The organism is Enterobacter cloacae complex sp. CARB60, from assembly GCF_036487345.1.
GTDB lineage: Bacteria > Pseudomonadota > Gammaproteobacteria > Enterobacterales > Enterobacteriaceae > Enterobacter > Enterobacter asburiae_D.
Window position 1 is genome coordinate 3,536,913 of sequence record NZ_JAZKLC010000002.1, and the last position, 20,801, is coordinate 3,557,713.

19 protein-coding genes and 1 tRNA gene are annotated in these 20,801 nt (G+C 55.8%); 8 read left to right on the forward strand and 12 right to left on the reverse strand.

The window, feature by feature from the left end:
* Positions 1–22: 22 nt before the first annotated feature.
* A complete protein-coding gene (locus V4835_RS18065; RefSeq protein WP_063145217.1) occupies positions 23–1,126 on the reverse strand; it encodes an MBL fold metallo-hydrolase in 1,104 nt (367 codons plus the stop codon).
* A 190-nt stretch (positions 1,127–1,316) separates the two neighbouring features.
* Here V4835_RS18065 and V4835_RS18070 point away from each other — a divergent pair, with 190 nt between their 5' ends.
* From V4835_RS18070 to nfsB, 3 genes are all read left to right on the forward strand, one after another.
* On the forward strand, positions 1,317–1,907 hold the full coding sequence (locus V4835_RS18070; protein WP_023334799.1) for a TetR/AcrR family transcriptional regulator: 591 nt from the start codon (positions 1,317–1,319) through the stop codon (positions 1,905–1,907).
* Positions 1,897–2,265: an MmcQ/YjbR family DNA-binding protein gene (locus V4835_RS18075; RefSeq protein ID WP_063145216.1), complete on the forward strand. Its 369-nt coding sequence runs from the start codon at positions 1,897–1,899 to the stop codon at positions 2,263–2,265. Before V4835_RS18070 ends, V4835_RS18075 begins: the two co-directional genes overlap by 11 nt.
* Positions 2,266–2,385: 120 nt before the next feature.
* Entirely contained in the window at positions 2,386–3,039 is a 654-nt protein-coding gene (gene nfsB, locus V4835_RS18080; protein ID WP_331413109.1) for an oxygen-insensitive NAD(P)H nitroreductase, read from the forward strand.
* Between the two features lie 27 nt (positions 3,040–3,066).
* Here nfsB and V4835_RS18085 read toward each other — a convergent pair whose 3' ends face one another.
* Positions 3,067–3,669, reverse strand: a complete 603-nt coding sequence (locus V4835_RS18085; protein WP_331413110.1) for a hypothetical protein — start codon at positions 3,667–3,669, stop codon at positions 3,067–3,069.
* Positions 3,670–3,821: 152 nt separating this feature from the next.
* Positions 3,822–4,691, reverse strand: a complete 870-nt coding sequence (locus V4835_RS18090; RefSeq protein ID WP_331413111.1) for a helix-turn-helix transcriptional regulator — start codon at positions 4,689–4,691, stop codon at positions 3,822–3,824.
* Positions 4,692–4,798: 107 nt separating this feature from the next.
* Here V4835_RS18090 and V4835_RS18095 point away from each other — a divergent pair, with 107 nt between their 5' ends.
* Both V4835_RS18095 and V4835_RS18100 read left to right on the forward strand, forming a co-directional pair.
* On the forward strand, positions 4,799–6,235 hold the full coding sequence (locus V4835_RS18095) for an MFS transporter (RefSeq protein WP_331413112.1): 1,437 nt from the start codon (positions 4,799–4,801) through the stop codon (positions 6,233–6,235).
* Positions 6,236–6,300: 65 nt separating this feature from the next.
* The gene (locus V4835_RS18100; protein ID WP_047648498.1) at positions 6,301–7,545 is read left to right on the forward strand and encodes a mechanosensitive ion channel family protein; all 1,245 of its coding nucleotides are present in this window, start codon (positions 6,301–6,303) and stop codon (positions 7,543–7,545) included.
* A 148-nt stretch (positions 7,546–7,693) separates the two neighbouring features.
* Here the strand turns inward: V4835_RS18100 and pheP are convergent, their stop codons facing one another.
* The 7 genes from pheP to V4835_RS18135 all read right to left on the reverse strand — a co-directional run bounded on the left by pheP (position 7,694) and on the right by V4835_RS18135 (position 16,048).
* Positions 7,694–9,079 (reverse strand): phenylalanine transporter, encoded by a 1,386-nt coding sequence (gene pheP / locus V4835_RS18105; RefSeq protein ID WP_063145211.1) that lies wholly within the window; start codon positions 9,077–9,079, stop codon positions 7,694–7,696.
* A gap of 103 nt (positions 9,080–9,182) precedes the next feature.
* A complete protein-coding gene (locus tag V4835_RS18110; protein WP_331413113.1) occupies positions 9,183–11,366 on the reverse strand; it encodes a TonB-dependent receptor in 2,184 nt (727 codons plus the stop codon).
* 183 nt (positions 11,367–11,549) lie between these two features.
* Complete coding sequence (gene yahO / locus V4835_RS18115; protein WP_063145209.1) at positions 11,550–11,825, reverse strand: DUF1471 family periplasmic protein YahO; 276 nt, start codon at positions 11,823–11,825, stop codon at positions 11,550–11,552.
* Positions 11,826–11,974: 149 nt separating this feature from the next.
* Positions 11,975–13,006: an ABC transporter ATP-binding protein gene (locus V4835_RS18120; RefSeq protein WP_331413114.1), complete on the reverse strand. Its 1,032-nt coding sequence runs from the start codon at positions 13,004–13,006 to the stop codon at positions 11,975–11,977.
* 1 nt (position 13,007) lies between these two features.
* Positions 13,008–14,582, reverse strand: a complete 1,575-nt coding sequence (locus V4835_RS18125) for an ABC transporter permease (protein WP_331413115.1) — start codon at positions 14,580–14,582, stop codon at positions 13,008–13,010.
* Positions 14,583–14,606: 24 nt separating this feature from the next.
* Positions 14,607–15,623 (reverse strand): iron ABC transporter substrate-binding protein, encoded by a 1,017-nt coding sequence (locus tag V4835_RS18130; RefSeq protein WP_331413116.1) that lies wholly within the window; start codon positions 15,621–15,623, stop codon positions 14,607–14,609.
* A gap of 348 nt (positions 15,624–15,971) precedes the next feature.
* A tRNA-Arg gene (locus V4835_RS18135) sits at positions 15,972–16,048 on the reverse strand.
* A gap of 278 nt (positions 16,049–16,326) precedes the next feature.
* On the opposite strand from V4835_RS18135, the gene V4835_RS18140 reads away from it, so the two are divergent.
* From V4835_RS18140 to fimZ, 3 genes are all read left to right on the forward strand, one after another.
* A complete protein-coding gene (locus V4835_RS18140; RefSeq protein ID WP_331413118.1) occupies positions 16,327–17,022 on the forward strand; it encodes an EAL domain-containing protein in 696 nt (231 codons plus the stop codon).
* Positions 17,023–17,046: 24 nt separating this feature from the next.
* Positions 17,047–17,775 carry a helix-turn-helix transcriptional regulator gene (locus tag V4835_RS18145; protein ID WP_331413120.1) on the forward strand — a complete coding sequence of 243 codons (729 nt, stop codon included), beginning with the start codon at positions 17,047–17,049 and terminating at the stop codon, positions 17,773–17,775.
* Positions 17,776–18,575: 800 nt separating this feature from the next.
* Complete coding sequence (fimZ, locus tag V4835_RS18150; RefSeq protein ID WP_331413122.1) at positions 18,576–19,208, forward strand: fimbria biosynthesis transcriptional regulator FimZ; 633 nt, start codon at positions 18,576–18,578, stop codon at positions 19,206–19,208.
* A gap of 51 nt (positions 19,209–19,259) precedes the next feature.
* Here the strand turns inward: fimZ and sfmF are convergent, their stop codons facing one another.
* Both sfmF and fimH read right to left on the reverse strand, forming a co-directional pair.
* The gene (gene sfmF / locus V4835_RS18155) at positions 19,260–19,784 is read right to left on the reverse strand and encodes a fimbria assembly protein (protein WP_063145737.1); all 525 of its coding nucleotides are present in this window, start codon (positions 19,782–19,784) and stop codon (positions 19,260–19,262) included.
* Positions 19,785–19,793: 9 nt separating this feature from the next.
* Positions 19,794–20,798: a type 1 fimbria D-mannose specific adhesin FimH gene (gene fimH / locus V4835_RS18160; RefSeq protein WP_331413125.1), complete on the reverse strand. Its 1,005-nt coding sequence runs from the start codon at positions 20,796–20,798 to the stop codon at positions 19,794–19,796.
* Between the last annotated feature and the right edge of the window lie 3 nt (positions 20,799–20,801).

Below are 20,801 nucleotides of genomic sequence, written 5' to 3' on the forward strand. Positions count from 1 at the left end.
CCCTCTGCTTCTCGCTTAAACATTATTCCCACCACGCGCGAAAGGTTTGCGCGGTGTCACTCACCCGGACGGGCTCACCCAGTTCCGGCGTCAGCAGCCGATAATTTTTGTCCTTGCTGGCTTTTGCCAGCTGGATCAGCGGATCGTTCCAGGCGTGTTTCGCCAGCACGAAGCGTCCGTTGTGCCCCGGCACCACGGCTTTGGCGTTGAGATCCGCCGAGGCCTGCGCCGTTTCATCCGGCAGCATATGGATGTACTTCCAGTCCTGGTCGTACTGGCCGTTTTCCATGATGGCTAAATCCACCTCGCCAAACTGTTCGCCGATGGCCTTAAAGTGCGGGCCGTAGCCGGAATCCCCGCTGTAATAAACCTTCTGCTCTGGCGTGACGAACATAAAGCTGCCCCACAGGGTCCGATCGCGTTTGATGCCGCGCCCGGAGAAGTGACGCGCTGGCAGAACATGCACCGTCAGTTCATCGCTGATGCGTACAGACTGGTTCCAGTCACGCTCGTCAATAATCTCGGGCTTCATTCCCCAATAGCGCAGGTGGGATCCCACGCCCAGCGGCGTCACCACGCGCTTCACCTTCGGCAGTAGCGCCCTGATGGTGGCGTAATCCAGATGATCGTAGTGATCGTGCGAGATAATCAGCAGGTCGATTTCCGGCATGCTTTCAGCGCGCCACGGATACTCGCCGGCAAAGGCCTTATTGAGGAACGAGAACGGCGCGGCATAGTTGCCGAGCACCGGGTCAATCAGGATGCGCTTGCCCGCGAGCTGCAGGTACCACGAGGAGTGACCGAGCCACACCAAGGTGTCCTGCTCCAGCGGCAGGCTTGCAAGATCGGTTTTCACCAGCGGCAGCGGCTGAGCCGGGCGCGCGTTTTCGGTTTTTTTGGTCAGAAAATCCCACGTCGCGACCAGCATATTTTTGTCGCCGTTATAGCCCGGCGTCGGCAGCGTATTGTGGAATTTTCCCTCGCGATACTGGGGAGAGGCCTCCACTTCGGTGAGCTGCTCACCCTGCGGTGGCTGGCCGAATCCGGCATTCAGAACAAACGGTAAACTCGCAGCTGAAGCTATGATCATGATTAACACCACGCAGATGAAGAGAGGTTTTTTCATATCCAGACCCGAAAACGCGCCCCATCCGATAGTTTGCGCGGGGTAAACTTGATTATGAGTGAGTAAGCACTCATTATAGATATGATGATAAAGTCGTCAAGACGTTTTCGATCTTTGACATTCCGCGTTGCAGCGTGTCAAAGCACGTGTTTCAATCAGGGTTTTTACAATTGACAGGGGGAAAAATTTAGTGGCACGTCCGAAGAGTGAAGATAAAAAACAGGCCTTACTGGAAGCCGCAACCGTGGCATTTGCACAGTCAGGTATCGCCGCCTCAACGGCGTTAATCGCCCGTAACGCGGGCGTCGCCGAAGGTACCCTGTTTCGCTACTTTCCGACTAAAGACGATCTGCTAAATGCCCTCTATCTGCACCTGAAGCAGGATCTCTGCCAGGCCATGCTGGCAAACCTCGATCGCACCATCACGCTTCCCAAAGAGCATACCCGCAATATCTGGAACAGCTACGTGGACTGGGGTATTCGTAACCCCGTTTCTCATGCGGCTATCCGCCAGATTGGCGTCAGCGAAAAGCTAAGCACCGAAACGGAACAGGCGGTGAAGGAGATGTTCCCCGAACTCCATGAGCTGTGCCGCCGCTCTGTGCGCCCGGTGTTTATGTCGGATGAATTTAAAACGTTTGGCGATGCGCTTTTCTTATCGCTGGCGGAAACCACCATGGAGTTTGCCACCCGCGACCCGTCACGCGCCGTCGATTTTAAAGCGCTGGGTTTTGAGGCCATGTGGCGCGGGCTGGCTCAGGAGGATAGCGATGGACAGTAAATCCCTGCAGGAACACGCCATGCGCGTGGCGCTTGAGTTGCCCTTCACCGAGCACTGCTGGCCGTTTGGGCCGGAGTTTGACGTGTTTAAAGTGGGCGGAAAGATTTTCATGCTGATGGCCACCGTCCACGGACGCCCCCACGTCAGTCTGAAGTCCGATCCGGAAAAATCGCTGTTAAACCAGCAGATTTATCGTGGCGTTGAACCGGGCTATCACCTGAACAAAAAACACTGGATTTCCCTTTACGGCACTGACGACGTGACGCCGGAACTGGTGACCGACCTCATTAATGATTCCTGGAATCTGGTGGTGGATAAGCTGCCAAAAAAAGACCAGAAGTGGATCCGGCCGGTCTGATTGTTCGTCTGAGACGAACAGATTAAGCGCTCGAATTGTACTTATCTTTTACCGCTTCGCGCGGTAATCTGCTTTCCTTTCGCGCCCGCGAGCGGGCGAATTTTATCACCAGGAGTTGTTATGGATATCATTTCTGTCGCCCTGAAACGCCACTCGACCAAGGCGTTCGACGCAAGCAAAAAACTGACCGCGGAAGAAGCGGAAAAAATCAAAACCCTGCTGCAGTACAGCCCGTCCAGCACCAACTCCCAGCCGTGGCACTTCATCGTAGCCAGCACCGAGGAAGGTAAAGCGCGCGTGGCGAAATCCGCCGCGGGCACCTACGTGTTCAACGAACGCAAAATGCTCGATGCTTCTCACGTGGTGGTGTTCTGCGCGAAAACCGCGCTGGACGATGCCTGGCTGGAGCGCGTGGTGGATCAGGAAGAGGCCGATGGCCGTTTCAACACGCCGGAAGCCAAAGCCGCCAACAATAAAGGCCGCCACTACTTCGCCGACATGCACCGTGTGGATCTGAAAGATGACGACCAGTGGATGGCGAAGCAGGTTTACCTGAACGTCGGCAACTTCCTGCTGGGCGTGGGCGCACTGGGTCTGGACGCGGTGCCGATTGAAGGCTTCGACGCGGCGATCCTCGACGAAGAGTTTGGCCTGAAAGAGAAAGGCTTCACCAGCCTGGTGGTGGTACCGGTTGGGCACCACAGCGTGGAAGATTTCAACGCCACGCTGCCGAAGTCTCGCCTGCCGCTGAGCACGATTGTGACCGAGTGCTAAATAAAACGGGCCGCTCTGTGCGGCCCGTTACGCTTTACTGATGACTAACCTGCGATGTGGATGCACCTCACGATCGTATCCCCAGGCAAAAGCAATCCAGCGCTCTTCCAGCTCGGCGTAAGAACTCACCGGCGTTAAGTGCCACTCTTCACCTACCGTACCGTCCGCCACGCTTATCTGATAATTCATGCTGAACGCCCAGTCGATCATGCGTAACCAAAACCGCTGTCCGTCACCGGTTTGCTCGCTGTCAGAAACCACAATGTCGTATTCGCTTAGCACCCACTGGAAGAAGGATTGCGGTAATCCACTGATTACCCGCTGATGGACAGCGCGCGGCGTACGCCAGACCATAACCTGTGTCGCAGCCCCGTGGGGAAAGGTAATTTCTTTATGAAACGTCAACTTAACGGCATACGCCGTATAAGGTTTTCCGTCGTCGGTAGTCACGAGACGATATTCATCGCCGTAGCGCGATTTTAACAGGCGATATCCCTCAGGCAGGATAAATCCGGGCAGGTGAAAATCCACCGTGCCTCGCGCAAGAAACGCTTCAGTATGTTCGACGTTTCGGGAGATAAGGCCTAATTTTTGGCTGAAATCTGCGGAATCAATCATCAGTGGCGACATGGTGGTTTCTCATGGCGTGAGTATAGACGACTTAACACCTCATCGAAATGATGTCGATTCAGTCGACTGGTTTACGTTAAACCCCAACTTACACCTGTCTCATCCACTTAGCAGAGTTGGTTCTTACTCCCTGAAACCGTCTCGCAAAAAACTTATTTTCCCTGCGCCGCCAGCCAGGCCATCGCTCGCTCCCCTGCCTCATCCACCGGCAGATACACCAGCAGCCGCGACCCGTTTCGCGGCGCGGAGTACCAGTACATCTGCTGCAGCGTAAAATCCCCCAGCTCGGGATGGGTAAACAGCTTGAGCTGGTTCTCCACGCCGCGCACGTCGTTGCGCTGGTGCCACAGGGTTTTGAACTCTTCGGACACCGCAAAGAAGCGCGCCAGCTTCGCTTCCCACAGCGGGTCGCCCCGGTGCTCGGCCATCGCCGCGCGGAAGTAGGAGACGAAAATCGGCAGCACGTCGTCGCGCCTGTCGAGCCGCGCGCGCCACGCGGGGTGGGTGAGGAACAGGTAAATACAGTTGCGGTCTTCCGGCGGGATTTCATTGAAATCGACGCCCATCAGGTGGCCGAAGCTGTCGTTCCACGCCACGATGTCGAAATTGGGCTTCTGGATGCTGGCCGGTTTCGGCATCAGAGTATCGAGCAGGCGGCGCGTGCCTTCGCTGATGCCCTCGCAGCAGACCGCCTGCGGGGCTTCGCCCGGCGGCAACCCGGCGAGCACGAAAAGGTGCCGGGCTTCGGTCGGCGTACACTGCAAGGCTTTCGCCACGGCCGCCATCACCGCGCTGGACGGGTTGACGTCCCTGCCCTGCTCCAGCCAGGTGTACCAGGTCACGCCCACGTCAGCGAGCATCGCCACCTCTTCCCGGCGCAGACCCGGCGTGCGGCGACGGCCGCTGCGCGGCAGGCCGAGACGCTGCGGATCGAGGCTTTCACGTCGTGCGCGTAAAAATGCCCCCAGCTGTTTTCGGGTGTCATCCTGAAGTGAAACGACGGGTTCAGACATCAAGGCCATAAATCCCCCTGCATGGTAGTGCCAGTACCAGTATAAGTAAGAACTGGTACCCGTTTATCAGATGGTTGATGCTACGACCATCTGATGAATGACGCAATGGAGATCCCATGAATACGTCAGTTGTTTCACCGGGCCGCGCTGGCCTGATACTGCTGCTAACCGGCCAGATGCTGCCGATGATTGATACCTCAATCACCAACGTGGCGCTGGACGCCATCACCCACTCGCTGCACGCCACCGCCACCGAGCTGGAGCTGATTGTCGCCCTCTACGGCGTGGCCTTCGCCGTCTGCCTGGCGCTCGGCAGCAAGCTGGGGGATAACTTTGGCCGTCGACGCCTGTTTATGTGGGGCGTGGCGAGCTTTGGCCTGGCCTCGCTGCTGTGCGGGATGGCGGGGAACATTGAACAGCTGCTGGCCGCGCGCATCGTTCAGGGTGCGGGAGCCGCACTGATCGTGCCGCAAATTCTCGCCACGCTGCACGTCACGCTCAAAGGTACCGCCCACGCAAAAGCCATCAGCCTGTTTGGCGGCATCGGTGGGATTGCGTTTATCGTCGGGCAAATGGGCGGCGGCTGGCTGGTATCGGCGGACATCGCCGGGCTGGGCTGGCGTAACGCCTTCTTTATCAACGTGCCGATCTGTCTGGTGGTGCTGGCACTGAGTCGCCATTTCGTACCCGAAACCCGCCGCGAGACGCCGTCACGCATCGACTGGCCGGGTACCGTGCTGCTGGCGATCGTGCTTTGCTGCCTGCTATTTCCGACGGCGCTCGGCCCCCAGTGGCACTGGTCCTGGCCGCTGAAGGCGATGCTTCTCGCGATTATCCCGCTGGCCTGGCTGATGGCGCTGAATGCGCGCAAAAAGGAGCGTGAGAATGCCCACCCGCTGATCCCGCCTCGCCTGCTGCAGCTCCGCAGCGTCCGCTTTGGCATACTGATTGCGATGCTCTTTTTCAGCGTCTGGTCCGGGTTTATGTTCTGTATGGCGCTGACCATGCAAACCGGTCTGGGGATGGCGCCGTGGCAGTCCGGGAACAGTTTTATTGCCCTTGGTGTGGCTTATTTTATCTCCGCGTGGTTCGCGCCGCGGCTGATTGCTCGCTACAGCACCAGTACCATTCTGCTGACCGGTCTGGCGATCCAGATTGCCGGCCTGCTGGCGCTGATCGCCACGTTCCGCATCTGGGGAATGGAGAATACCGCGCTGACGCTGGCGCCCGCGACCGGGCTGGTCGGCTACGGGCAGGCGCTGATCGTGAACAGCTTCTACCGCATCGGGATGCGCGATATCCAGCCTGACGACGCGGGGGCCGCGAGCGCCATTCTCAGCACGCTTCAGCAGGCCGCGCTGGGGCTTGGCCCGGCCATTTTTGGCGCGATTTTGCTGCACGCGCTGCAGAACCACCACGGGGATTACACCCAGGCGGTTAACGTCTTCCTGATGGTGGAAACGGCGATGATGGTGGTGCTCGCCCTGGCGACGCTGCGCATACGCCATAGCCTGTGCCTGCCGGTGGTGAAGGTCTGCCAGGCCACCAAATAAGCCCGTGAATTTGCATAATAGATCCGCAGCCGCCATTATGGGGCTGCATCAATAAAGGAGACGTTATGCAGGAATTAATTGCACAGGTTGAAGAGTTAGGCATTGAAATTAATCACACCACCTCTTTAGTGATTATCTTTGGTATTATTTTTCTTACCGCCATCATTGTTCATTTTATTCTGCACAAAGTGGTGCTTCGCGCGTTCGAAAAGCGCGCTCAGGCCAGCAGCCATTTGTGGTTGCAGATTATTACCCAGAATAAATTATTTCACCGTCTGGCCTTCACCCTTCAGGGGATAATCGTCAACGTTCAGGCGGTACTGTGGCTGCAAAAGGGCAGCGAAGCGGCGGAAATTCTCACCACCTGCGCAAAGCTGTGGGTGATGGTGTATGCCCTGCTCTCCTTCTTCTCGCTGCTGGACGTGATTTTTAATCTGTCGCAGAAAATGGCCACCGCATCACAGCTGCCGCTGAAAGGGATCTTCCAGGGCATCAAGCTGGTGAGCGCCATCCTGGTGGGGATATTGATTATCTCCCTGCTGATCGGCCAGTCCCCGGCGATTCTGATAAGCGGTCTGGGCGCCATGGCCGCCGTGCTGATGCTGGTGTTTAAAGACCCGATACTCGGACTGGTGGCGGGGATTCAGCTTTCCGCCAACGACATGCTCAAGCTCGGCGACTGGCTGGAGATGCCAAAATACGGTGCCAACGGCACGGTGACGGACATCGGTCTGACCACCGTCAAGGTGCGTAACTTCGATAATACGATTACGACCATTCCGACGTGGGCCCTGGTCTCTGACGCCTTTATTAACTGGAGCGGCATGTCTGCCTCCGGCGGGCGACGCATTAAGCGCAGCCTGAATATTGATACCACCAGCATTCATTTTCTCGACGAGCAGGAACAGCAGAAACTCATTCAGGCGAAACTGCTAAAGCCCTATCTGGCCGCGCGGCATGAGGAAATTAACCTGTGGAATCAGAAGAACGGTGAAGGGGAGTCGGTATTAAACCTGCGTAAGATGACCAATATTGGCACCTTCCGCGCCTACCTGAATGAATATCTGCGCAACCATCCGCGCATTCGCAAAGATATGACGCTGATGGTGCGCCAGCTAGCGCCTGATGCGAATGGTTTGCCGATTGAAATATATGCCTTCACCAACACGGTGGTCTGGGCAGAATATGAGGAAATTCAGGCCGACATCTTCGACCATATTTTTGCGGTGGTGGATGAGTTTGGGTTGCGTATTCACCAGTCCCCGACCGGGAACGATATTCGCTCCCTGGCGGGCGTTATCGCCAGGTAATCCGTTTGTAGGCCCGGTAAGCGAAGCGCCACCGGGCGTGAAGGCAGGTGCGGTCTGGTTTGGTGCGGTCTGGTGCCCTCACCCCGGCCCTCTCCCACAGGGAGAGGGTGCAAACACTAAAAACGGCAACCAGGTTGCCGTTTTGCTTTTACCTTCGCGAGAGCTTAAAGGCAATAAACAGGAACACCACCCACACCGGCAGCAGCATCGCCGAAAGGCGCATCTCATCCATGGTGCACATCAGCACCAGAATCAGCCCCAGGAACGCGATACAGATGTAGTTCCCCGCCGGGTAAAGCAGCGCTTTGAACTGCGTCTCGCGTCCCTTGCGGCGCATCGCGGCGCGAAAGCGCAGGTGCGCGAGGCAGATCATGATCCAGTTCAGCAGCAGCGTGGCGACAACCAGCGCCATCAGCAGGCCAAAGGCCTCTTTCGGCAGCAGGTAGTTGATCAGCACCACCAGCGAGGTGATAGCACCAGAAAGGAACAAGGAGTTCACCGGCACGCCGCGACGGCTGACGCGAGTGAGGAACTTCGGCGCGTTGCCCTGTACGGAGAGGCCAAACAGCATGCGGCTGTTGGAGTAAACGCCGCTGTTATAGACCGACAGAGACGCCACCAGAATGACGAAGTTCAGCGCCGAGGCCACCAGGTTGCTGTTCATATCGTGGAAAATCATCACGAACGGACTGCTGTCGGACTTCACTTCCACCCACGGATAGAGCGCCAGCAGCACCACCAGCGAGCCGATGTAGAACAGCAGAATACGGTACACCACCTGGTTGACCGCTTTTGGAATGCTTTTATGCGGGTCGCGCGCTTCCGCGGCGGTAATGCCAATCAGCTCTAGTCCGCCGAAGGAGAACATGATCACTGCCAGGGAGAGAATCAGCCCTTTCCAGCCGGTGGCGAGGAAGCCGCCGTGCTGCCACAGGTTGTCGATCGTGGCACGCTCGCCGCCGTGGCCGGAGAACAGCAGCCACAGGCCGAAGCCGATCATCCCGATAATCGCCAGCACCTTGATCAGCGCAAACCAGAACTCGGTTTCGCCATACAGGCGCACGTTGACGAGGTTAACGGCGTTAATAATGATGAAGAAGGCCGCCGCCCAGATCCACGTTGGCACGTCCGGGAGCCAGTACTGCATATAAATGCCAGCGGCGGTCAGCTCCGCCATCCCCACCAGCACGAACATGACCCAGTAGTTCCAGCCGGACAGGAAGCCTGCAAACGGGCCCCAGTATTTATAAGCAAAGTGCGCGAAGGAGCCTGAAACCGGCTCTTCAACAACCATCTCGCCAAGCTGGCGCATGATCAGGAAGGCGATAATCCCGGCGATACCGTAACCCAGCAGAACCGCCGGGCCAGCCATCTGAATGGCGGGGCCGATGCCGAGAAACAGCCCGGTACCGATCGCGCCGCCAAGGGCAATTAACTGAATATGTCGATTTTGCAAACCACGTTGCAGCGTCGGATTCTGATCCGACGAGGCTTCAGCGCTACCATGACCTGAAGCGGATGACGCGTCTTTCACGTCCTACCCCTGTCTCTTTTTTAGAAGGGGCACGTTTTAACACTTCATGCTGGAGGTAGCAAGGGATTGGGGCATCCCTGCCCCGGATAACGAGGTGGAACGCTTAAAACGCGTAGCCAACCGAGACCTTAAAGGTGCGCGGTTCGCCCTGCGTAATATAGGTACCGGAATCGTCCACGCTGGCCCAGTAGTTTTCATTGGTCACGTTGTCGATGCCCGCATGAACCGTCATCTGGTTTTCATTGTGGTTCACCGCGAAGCGATAACGCATCCCCAGATCCAGCGTGGTGTAGCTGTCCAGCTTTTTGCTGTTTGCCAGGTCAGCGTACTGCGCGCCGGAGTGGTTCACGCGGGCGGTGGCGGTCAGGCCGTTAATCGGCTTGATGTCGTACTCCGCGCCCAGCACGGCGTAAAAGTTCGGAATACCGATCGCATCGTTGCCCTGATTCACGCCATTTTTGGTTTTGGTGAGCTCGGCCTGCAGCCAGGTGGCGCTGGCGTTCAGACGCATCCCCAGCATTGGCTCGCCGAAGACGTTCAGCTCCACGCCACGGTTACGCTGCTCGGCGTCAAGCCCGTAGTGGCCGCTGTCGTCGAGGATCGCCGACGGCATTTTGATTTCGAACAGCGCAAGCGATCCGCCCACGCGGCCAAAGTCCGCCTTCACGCCCACTTCGTTCTGCTTAGAGTGAACGATACCGGTGCTCTGGCCGTAGTTGGTGGCGGTGTTAGGCGCGGTTTTACCCGGCTGCAGCGCTTCGGTGTGGTTAGCATAGAGGGAGATCGTCTCCCACGGCTTGTAGACCACGCCGTAGGTGGGCATCCAGCGGCTGCCGTCGAAGCCGTCCGCCGCGTTTTCCGCACCGGTGACTTTGTTATACCCGCGAATGACCACTTTCTGATGGCGCGCGCCCGCGGTGAACAGCAGTTTGTCGTCCAGCACGCCCAGCGTATCGCTCAGCAGCCAGCCCTGCGTACGGGTGCGCCCGCTAGTCAGCGGATCGCTGTATTTCCCGCCAGAGCCGTTGAAGTTAGTGCTATCCGGCATATCGACGCCGGTATTGTGATAGATGTTGGTGGTCGGGTTATCCTTCGTCGCCGACATTTTCCACGCGATTTTTTCGTTTTTGGTCATCGCCGAATAGCCGACGTTGACCTTGTGCGAGACAAAACCGGTGTCAAAGTTACCGCGAATGCCCGCCATCCCGCTGACGGAATCGCTGATGCGGTTGGTGTCGAGGCGGCTGACCGTGGCCTTGCCGCTCTTGTCTACCAGCTTCGGCGCGCTGTAGATGCCTTCCTCATGCGCGTGCTGCGCGCCCAGACCGGTATAGGCGGTCCAGCCGTCGGCGATGTCGTACTCGCTGCGCCACATCCCAAATTCGTTTTCGATGTTGCTGTAGGCCCACTTCTGCGAGAAGTTACGATCGTTTTTCGGCGGCTCGGGCACGAAGTCCACCGCGGAAATATTGACGCTGGTCGGGCTGCCGTGGAAGGTTTTCTTCTGATAGCCGAGATCCAGCGAGGTGCGGAAGCGTTCGCCCGTGTAATCCAGGCCGGTTGAGAGCAGCGTGGTGCGGCGGCGATCGTTCGCAATGCCGGTTTCCCCTTCGCGATGGACCAGATTCACCCGCGCGCCAAACTGGTCGCTGTCGCCGTAGCGATGGCCCGCATCCAGCGTGGTGCCAATCTGGGAATCCGAGGTATAGTCCACGCCGACCTTCGCCTGCGGGAGCTCGCCCGCGTGTTTTGGCTCAAGGTTGATCATCCCGCCCACGCCGGAGCTTGCCGCGCCGTTCATCAGCGAGTTTGCCCCTTTGAAGATCTCAATGCGGTCAACCATCTGGGTATCCACCACCTGGCGCGGCAGCACGCCGGACAGCCCGCCAAAGGTCATGTCGTCGCCGTCAAACTTCAGGCCACGGATGCGGTAGGTCTCCGCGCTGTTGCCGTACCCCTGAACGAACTGTACGCCCGCATCGTTCGCGACGACATCGGCAATGGTTTTCGCCTGCTGATCTTCCACCAGCTTCGAGGTGTAGCTGATGAGGTTGAACGGCACGTCCATGGCGTTCTGCTGGCCCAGCATCCCCATGCGCCCGCCGTTCGCCACCTGTCCGTCAAGGAAGGCCGGTACCAGCTGGTCGCCGCCGGGTTTGAAATCGCTGGCTGGTGCAGCCTGGACAACGAGGGTGTCCTCTTTTGGATCGTCAGCCGCGAAGGCGGAATGTGTCATCGCGCCAACGGCAAACGCCAGCAGCGTGTTGTGCATCATGGTGTTGTTCATCGTTAACTCATTTAAACGTGCGCGCAAAAATGACCCGTTGTCGGGCCTTAGAATGTGTTCACTGAAATGCAAATGAGAACTATACGCATTATACATGCATTGGCAAGTGTAACCGCGTTCATGAGGAGGTTTGGTGAGAAGAGAGGGGAACAACCACCCCGTTTCGGGGTGGCTGCAATGACGTTATTTTTTCTTGTAAATATTGGCCGTACCGTGAATTTTATTGTTGGTGTTCCCTGACGTGAGCACCAGGACATCCGCGCCTTTCTTATCGGCTTTCTCAATCAGTTCTTTTTTTGCATCATCAATCGATACTTCATTCGAGGTGTTTACCGTACCGATTTTTTTATACTGAGACGCAACTTTCTTGAACTCGCTTTTAGTCAGCAGCTGAGCAGCAAAAGCATTGGTCGTAAACAGTAACGCCGTTCCCAACAAAATAGCAGTCGTCTTTTTCATAACCTTTTTCCTTGAGATTAATCAGCAACTACGAAAAACCTCACGCATTGTGGTGAGGTTTTATGAGCATGGTAGAGAATCTCAGGAAATGCCATACGCTCGGGAAAATTCTTTTATAACAACCCGTTGCATGAAATTACTAACGAATATTAAGAATATTCGAATACGCGCGCGGTGCCAGCAATATCAATGCGTACCGCCGTGCCCGGGTTCCATCCTGGCTGGCTGACGGTCTTCAGAATCACGGGCTGATGCTGCCCGGCTAATCCCAGAGTGAGCGTCGACAGCTGGCCGGTGAAGTCCACATCAAGAATCGAGATCGGGCTTTCATGCGCTGCACATGCCGTCACGCGTAATTGTTCAGGGCGCATCATTACCCTGCCCTCTCCTGTCGCCTGCGCGTTGTCCGTCGGCACTTCACCCAGCGCGCACACCGCATACCCGCCAGCGAGCTGGGCAGGCAGGATCACGGCATCGCCAAGAAACAGCGCCGTCTCTTCATCAACGGGACGGGTGTAGACGTCATAAGGCGTCCCGACCTGCGTGAAGCGTCCGGAGCGCATGACGGCAACCTGCGTGGCAAAAGACAACGCTTCGTTCTGATCGTGGGTGACCAGAATCGAGGCCACGCCCGCTTCGGCCAGCAGATCGGCCGTTGCCTTACGCGTCATGGCGCGCAGGCCGGTATCCAGCGCCGAGAACGGTTCATCCAGCAGCATCAGTGAAGGACGCTGGGCCAGCGCGCGGGCAAGCGCCACGCGCTGCTGCTGTCCGCCGGAAATCTCGTGGGGCCAGTGGGTTGCGAGCTGCCTGTCCAGAGAAACCATCTCCATCAGCGTCTCAACGCGCTGGCGCTTCTCGTGGCGGGTGCCGTCCAGCCCCCAGGCGATGTTGTCTGCCACGTTGAGGTGCGGGAACAGCGCGCCCTCCTGAGGCACAAAACCGATCCGGCGCAGGTGGGCGGGAACAAAACTGTTTTCATCAAACAGCGTTCTCCCCTGCATGACAATGCGCCCGGTGTCAGGCGTTTCGAACCCGGCAAGAATACGCAGCAGCGTGGTTTTCCCCGACCCGGACGGCCCGACAATCGCCGTCCTGCTGCCCGGCGCAACGCTCAGGTTTAAGCTGTCGAGCACCTGCACATCAGAAAACGATTTAGAAATGGCGGTTAATTCAAGCATGTCATAGCCCTGCAATTTTTTTCGACTGCATATAGAGAATGGCGGTCAGCGGGAGTGAAATCAGGATCATCAGCATCGCGTAAGGCGCGGCGGCCACATAGTCAATCTCGCTGGTCAGCGCCCAGAATCCAGTGGAAAGCGTGCGCGTGCCCAGCGGAGAGAGCAGCAGCGTGGCGGTCAACTCGTTGCTGACGCCGAGGAAAACCAGCGCGGCTCCCGCCGCCGCACCCGGCGCGGCCAGCCGCATCGTGACGCTCCAGAGCGCCTTCGCGGGCGTGCTGCCCAGGCTGCGCGCCACGTTTTCCAGCTCGACCGGCGCCTGCGCAATCCCCGCCCGCAGGTTGATGAGCGCGCGGGGCATAAACATCAGCAGGTAGGCCAGGAACAGGGTGATTTCCGTCTGGTAAATGGGGCGGGCGTAATGAATGGTGACGGTGACCAGCGCCAGCGCCGTGACAATGCCCGGCAGCGAGCTGGTGATATAGATGCACCCTTCCAGCATCCTGAAGATACGGTGCGGATAGCGGATACCGAGCCACGCGATGGGGATCACGCACGCCGTCGTCAGGAGCGCACCGCCCACGCCGAGCATCAGCGTCTGGCGCAGGGAGTGCCAGAGATCGGGGCTCATCCAGTTTTGCACGCCGCCGAGCCAAATCCAGCGGCACAGGACAATTAGCGGCACGCCCAGCGCCAGCACGATCAGCACGATGAAAAACAGCTGGCCCAGCGCGGCGGCCGCAGGCTTCAGCGGCCAGCGCTTCTGCTCGCGCGCGGCCCCGGCGCCAATGCGCGCGTAGCGTGCTTTTCCGCGCGTTACGCCTTCCAGCATCAGGATAGCCAGACAGCACAAGGCCAGCACGCCCGCCAGCATGTTCGCCGCCGGGCCGCTGAAGGTAGACTGGAACTGGTCATAAATTGCCGTGGTGAAGGTATCAAAGCGGATCATCACGTACAGGCCATATTCCGCCAGCAGGTGCAGCGCCACCAGCAGCGCGCCGCCGCAGATAGCCAGCTTGAGCTGGGGCAGCACCACGCGGAAAAAGACCCGCCACGGCGGCGTACCCAGCGAAGCGGCGACATCTTCAAGCGTCGGGTCAAGGCGACGCAGCACCGCCGCAACCGGCATATAGATAAAGGGATAGTAGGCAAGAACGGAGAGGAACACGCCCGCGGAGAGCCCGTGCATGGACGGGACAACGCTCACCCAGGCGTAGCTTTGCACAAACGCGGGGATCGCCAGCGGGGCGACCGCCAGCGCAGACCAGATCCCCCGCCCGGCAAGCTGCGTGCGCTCGGTGAGCCAGGCGATGGCCACGCCCGTCACGATACACAGCGGCACCGCTAAAGCCGTCAGCCACAGGGTGTTGCTGAGCAGCTCAGCCACGCGCGGGCGGAACACCAGCGCCTTAATGGTTTCCCAGCCCGTCTCAATGCCAATGGCAATGATAAAACCCAAAGGCAGAAGCGCCATCAATGAAAACAATACAGCTAACGCAACCATCGGCAGTGCAGGACGCCTGCGGGCAGGCTCCTGCACTCTGTTTTTTCCGACGTCGAGACTCAGACCAGACATAAGACGTTCACTTCACTCTCAGGATCACAGCAGACCGGCTTGCGTCATCAGCTCGATAACTTTTTTACTGTTGAGCGTTGAAGGTTCAACTTTCGGCGCATCAAGATCTTTCAGCGGGACCAGTTTCGGGTTTGAGGCCGCGTTCACGCCCACCGCATACTCAAAGGCATTGTTGGTACGAAGACTTTCCTGACCTTCTTTACCGGTAATGTATTTGATGAAGGCCTGCGCCTGCGCTTTATGCTTGCTGGACGCCAGCACGCCGCCGCCAGAGAGGCTCACAAACGCGCCCGGATCCTGGTGTTTGAAGTAGTAGAGCTGGGTGTTTTTGCTGTTTTCACCGGTTTTGGACTGATCGACAAAACGGTAGTAGTGATAAATCACGCCGCCATCAATCTGACCGGCATTGACCGCTTTCATCACCGTGCTGTTGCCTTTATAGGCAACGAAATTGGCTTTCATCGCCTTGAGCCATTCCAGGGTGGCCTTCTCGCCTTTCAGAGCCAGCATCGCGCTCACGATGGCCTGGAAATCCGCGCCTGACGGTGATGCCGCCCAGCGGCCTTTCCACTCGGGTTTTGCCAGATCCATCAGCGATTTAGGCAGCTGCTGTTCGTTCAGCTTTTCCGGGTTATACACAAATACCGTGCTGCGGGCGGCAATGCCGATCCAGCGGCCGTGCGCCGGACGATATTCTGTCGGTACCTGCTTCAGGGTGTCTGCATCCAGCGGCGCAAACAGGTTTGCATTATCCACCAGCACCATTGACGGCGAGTTCTCCGTCAGGAATACGTCGGCCGGTGACGCGCTGCCTTCCTGAACCAGCTGATTACCCAGCTCGCTGTCATCGCCATTACGCAGAGTGACTTTAATGCCGGTTTCTTTGGTAAAACCGTCAACCCACGACTTCACCAGGTTTTCGTGCTGCGCGTTATAAACAACGATACCGTCGCTGTTATCGGCGGCAACCGATTGTGTGGAAAGGAAAAGGGATGAAGACAACAAGGCAAGCGAGAAGCAGGACAGCAGGCGAGAATTCATGAACATATCCTTAATAGACCAACGGGATTAACGACTCATAGCTTTGTGGGACAGGATTAAAGCATACAACAACGCTAATGATAATTAGTATCAATCCAGTTTACGCGTAAAAGTGTAAAATATCCCTGGCGTGGCGGTTAGGATGATAAAAATCTAATTTTAAAACAGCACCAAATAAAAGATTAAGAAAACCTTAATGTTTAAAATACTCAGATTTTAATTAGCCTTCTATTTATTAATCCGTTATTTAAAAGGCGATATCAGGGTTAATAAACGGTCGATAAGGGACTCAGGAAGCAGAATGACCTTTGTCGGAAACAGGAAGAAATGAAAGCGGTGTAGGCTGAATGGTACGCCCTGTAGGATTCGAACCTACGACCTACGGCTTAGAAGGCCGTTGCTCTATCCAACTGAGCTAAGGGCGCACTGAGAAGCGTGAACTTCGCGGCGGTGAAACGCGAAGAATTATACGGTCAATGGCAGGTGAGTCAATGCCTTTTCCGTTTTCCACGGCAATTACCGCTAGCCGATTGTAAATACGGCTATTTTCTCAACATTTACCCCTGTTTCACCGTAAAATTTAGCGCTGCGAAAAGGCTTAGTTGCATTTAAGTAACGCCTGCTGTTTTCCTCAACGTCAGCTCGTCACACTAGAGTCAGGTATCCCGGCCGCCTGGAGGCTGACAGACAACAGGACAATGGAGTGACAGCGCAAAACCTGATTGATACGCCCCGGTTACAGTACATTTCTCAGGACATCGTCGGCATTAAGCTTGAGCCCATCGTCGCCCTTTCCTCCATGCGCCAGGTTGGCGTGGAGGTCCTTAGCGTTCTGTCCGACACGCGGCGCAGCGAGGACTTTTTTTGCCATCGGTCCGCAGACTGGTCGATAACGCTGCTTGAAGCACAGCTTGCCGCGTTAAAAAATACGCCGCACGGTCATAACCTTTTTATTAATCTGCCGATAACCGTCCTGACAGAGCCTGCGTCTTTTCAGCGGCTTATCCAGTTACCAGGCGCGCCGCTCAATATTGAGATTGTCGACCTCGCGTCCTTTACGGCGCTGTCCATCGCGCAAAAGCAGCCTGTGGTTCAGAATCTGCAGCAGCTTAGCAGACAGGGACACGCAATCTGGCTGGATGACGTGGATGACGTCTTAGTGCAGTCGTTTTTATCCTGCCGACTCCCGTTAAGCGGCATCAAAATAGATAAGGAAGCATTCTGGCGTTTACGCAACACCCCTGCGCTGAGGCAACTGGTTTCCCTTTGCTTTCAACTGGCCGGGAAAGTGCTTATCGAAGGTATTGAGACTGAACGCGATCGTACCTGGGCACTGCAGGCAGGCGCAGATCTCGGCCAGGGGTATTACTGGCCGTCCTGGACATGGCCGGAGGATTAAAAAGCCATTTCCAGGAGGGAGACCATGCGAATGACAGTGCGCCGTTACCGGCGGCGGCGTACAGGAAGTGATGCACTGGGATTTACGCGCTCACCTTTTGCTCCCCCCTTTTTCGACCGGCTCGAATTTTTGAGCCAGTCCATCAGCCAGCCCCGCAAAACAGACGCCCCGTTCATCCTTCTGGTGACGGAGGATCACTACCTGCGCACCGGTTTTCTCAACGGGCAGTTTCCCCTGAGCAGCTGCTGCGACTACGCCACGCTGGATGACGCCCTTATCGCTCAGACCCAGTGGCCTTCAGCCCGCCTGGTCGTGGATGTTGAAAGCCGCTCCACGGGGCTTATTGAGAAACTGGATCAGTTGAGACGGCATAGCCTGTTTCCTCCGTTCCTGACGCCCTGGCTGTTAGTCCGGGCCGATAATTACGACACCCGCCTCTTCTGCAAAGCGGCAGGCCCCTTTCATGTGCTCGAACGTCAGATGAATGCCGCCGCGCTCCAGCACAGCCTGCTGGATACCCGTCCCCCGCAGGGTTCCGACAAAGACTGGTTCTCGCGCAATGAATGGCCCATCCTGCAGGAGCTCTCACGAGGTAAGTCACTGCGTCAGATTGCCCTTATGCAGAATCGTCCCTATAGCCGCATTATCTATCGTCTCAGCTGCATCCTGCTGAAGCTGGGGCTAAGCCATCGCCAGGAATTGCTGCATCTTCTTAATAACCTCTCAGACTGCACATTTTCACTCACGTCCTAACCCCTTATTTCCTAAAGCGGTTTAGGAATTTACTTACCAATTGCGTTACGTAAATGTTAATTTTTAACAATAAAATCGAATTTATAACTATTCCTAATTTATGGGCGTAAACCTTGTGAAATGCCATAAATTGAATGAACGGCAGCACTTTCCTCCATCCGTTAAGTGAATGCAGATGGCGTTAACAAGATGATAATGATGTAAAAACAAGCAGCTTAGCGACCCCGCCCAAGAGTAAAAAGCGAAGCGGGTAGCATGTTCTCCTGTGGAGCAGGCGGAGTTATCCGGGTCAACACAAGCACTTTCAGATGAAGGTCTGGCGGCCTGCGAGGGCAATTTTTAACCTCATCCTCGCGGGTTCACCCCCTGAAATGATACCTCTTTTTGTTAACAACTGATCAACATACAGAGATATCTGTTATTTTTTGTTATTACATAAAGATGAAAATATGCGGTAAATGAGATAACAGGATATTTCCGCTAATTTTAAAAAAATAGCGATTCAGATCCAGAAGATAATACAAACCCATTAGCGGATATTAATTTACAGGGTTTTCGGAAAAAACTTACCCTGTATAATAAGATGCGTACCAAATCTGAATAAGAAAAATCTTTTTGCCAACACCAGCCAAATGAGATGACCGCGCTGAGGCATAGTTCTTTTCATTACGTAAACAAGGATGCTTTCGCTCTTTCCAGGGAAATACTACGGTATAGGGATCTGCACATTATATCCTTCCGGCATTTCGAGAGTTTTACGAAACTCTGCATAACGCTTTTAACAATCTGAGGCATTAAAAATGAAACCGGCATCCGTTATCATTATGGACGAACATCCTATCGTCAGAATGTCGATAGAAGTCCTGCTACAGAAAAATAAGAATATCACAGTCAAGCTCAAGTCTGGCGATAGCCATGAAGTCCTTGACTGTATCCGCAATCACCCTATCGATCTGGTGATCCTTGACATTGAACTCACGGGCACGGATGCTTTCGATTTACTTAAGAGAATCAGAAACTTAAACAAAGACATTAAGGTTCTGTTCCTCTCGTCTAAATCAGAGATATTTTACGCAGGTCGCGCCATTCGCGCCGGGGCAAATGGCTTCGTCAGTAAGCGAAAAGATTTAGGGGAGATCTACAACGCCGTAGAGATGATCCTGATGGGCTATTCTTTTTTCCCATCGGAAACGCTGAACTTTATAAACCATTTGGGTTCAGGGAAAGGGATGGCAGTGGATATGCCATTATCGAATCGCGAGGTGACGGTATTACGGTATCTGGCGAATGGATTATCCAACAAGGAAATTGCTGAACAGTTACTATTAAGCAACAAGACCATTAGCGCGCATAAATCCAATATTTATTCCAAGCTGGGCGTGCAAAGCATCGTGGAATTAATTGATTACGCCAAAGCGCACGAGCTGCTATAACCTGAATTCACTCCCTGCAGCTTATCTGAGCTTCAGGGAGTGCGGTCAGTGCTAATTATAATTAATCATGAAGGTAGCGTCCGCATCGGCCCGTCCGGGCTGAGGGTTATCGGCAGTTGCAATATAATTGGCATAAAACGACAGAATCGCATTCCCCTGCGCATCAACCGAGACCGCCTGGCTGGCCTGCTGGAGAGCCAGACGCGTTTTATCCGCATCCCTGATCTCAACGGCAACATGACTTGCTGTACTGGCGTCATTCAGCGCCAGCAAGCCGCTATTGCTCCCGTCGGCTTTACCCGAAAACGTAATGGACGCCGCGCCCGGCGGACAGCCGGTCAGCTTCAGCGTAAACGGCATAGGCTGCGTGCGGCTCCCGGTGGTGCTGAGCTGTTTCGTGGGCCAGGTGCCCAGCGTGACGGTCTTGTCGCTGTCGCTGCCCTCGGCAACGCAGGTGAAATCAACAATATTGCCGGACATCTGAATATTGATCTCGCCCAGTGCAGTGGCTGACCACGCGTTTGCCTGAAACATCGCCAGGGCTACCGCAGCGCAATGCCATTTCCAGTTCCGCATCATTCCCCCTTAATCGTAATCCACGCGAAGATAGCCGCGAGAGGTAAAGCGGCCTTCGGCGGGTTTATTCCCGGTAATGCTCACCGGCCATACCCGAATTGCTACCTGCGCCTGCGCGCTGTCGTCCAGGCGGAACGGTATTTTGCTGTTCAGGTTGTTAGGCGTCAGAGGGGCACCGCTATCGTTCGCTACCACAAATCCAAGATCCGGGTTATCGGAAATCAGCGCATTGCCAGAGACTTTTTCCGCCTCGATGCGCATCGTCAGATAAGCGTTGGCCTCCACGTTCGTACACTTAATGGCAATGGTTTTACTTTGCGGTGAGACTTTCTGGGGACGATTACCGGCACCCGCCTGGCTGAACAACGATGCACCGATATCGCCAAAATCGAACTCCACCACCTGCCCGGCATTTATCGCGCAGCTTTGCGGCACCTGAATGGTACCGCTATAGCTGATGGTATACACCGGCGTATTCAGTGGGTCAGAGGTTGTGGTCGTCACATACACCCGGAACATGGTTTGCTGCGGGATCACCACCATATTGATAAACCGCCGCGTGACTCTCAGGCGGAAGACAAGCTTCGAGTCGGTAACCGGAAACGCCTTGTTATTCGGAACGTTAGGGTGCTGCCCCATCTGGATATAGTTGGCTGGCGGGTAGAACGTACCCGCGAAGTCATCGTGGATCTGCATTGCGCCATCAAGGTAGTCATTCAGCTGCACATACTTATAGTTATCAATCACCGTCGTTATCGGCAGACTGGTGACGTAACTACGCATCGTGGACTTCCCGCTCGTTCCTTTGGGGCAGATGGCATTTACGCCGACCAGCCCGGACTTTTGCGCAAGGGTCACAATTTGCCCCGGTTTGTTATTGGAGCTGTTAAAAACGTTTGAGAGATCGTAGGAGATATCCTTCGCCACGCCAGTGGAGTTCTGGCAAACCGTTGCCCATGCGGGCATCGCGCTGCACAGCAGCGCAAAGCTCATTACGTTGCGTAAAATGCGCATTTT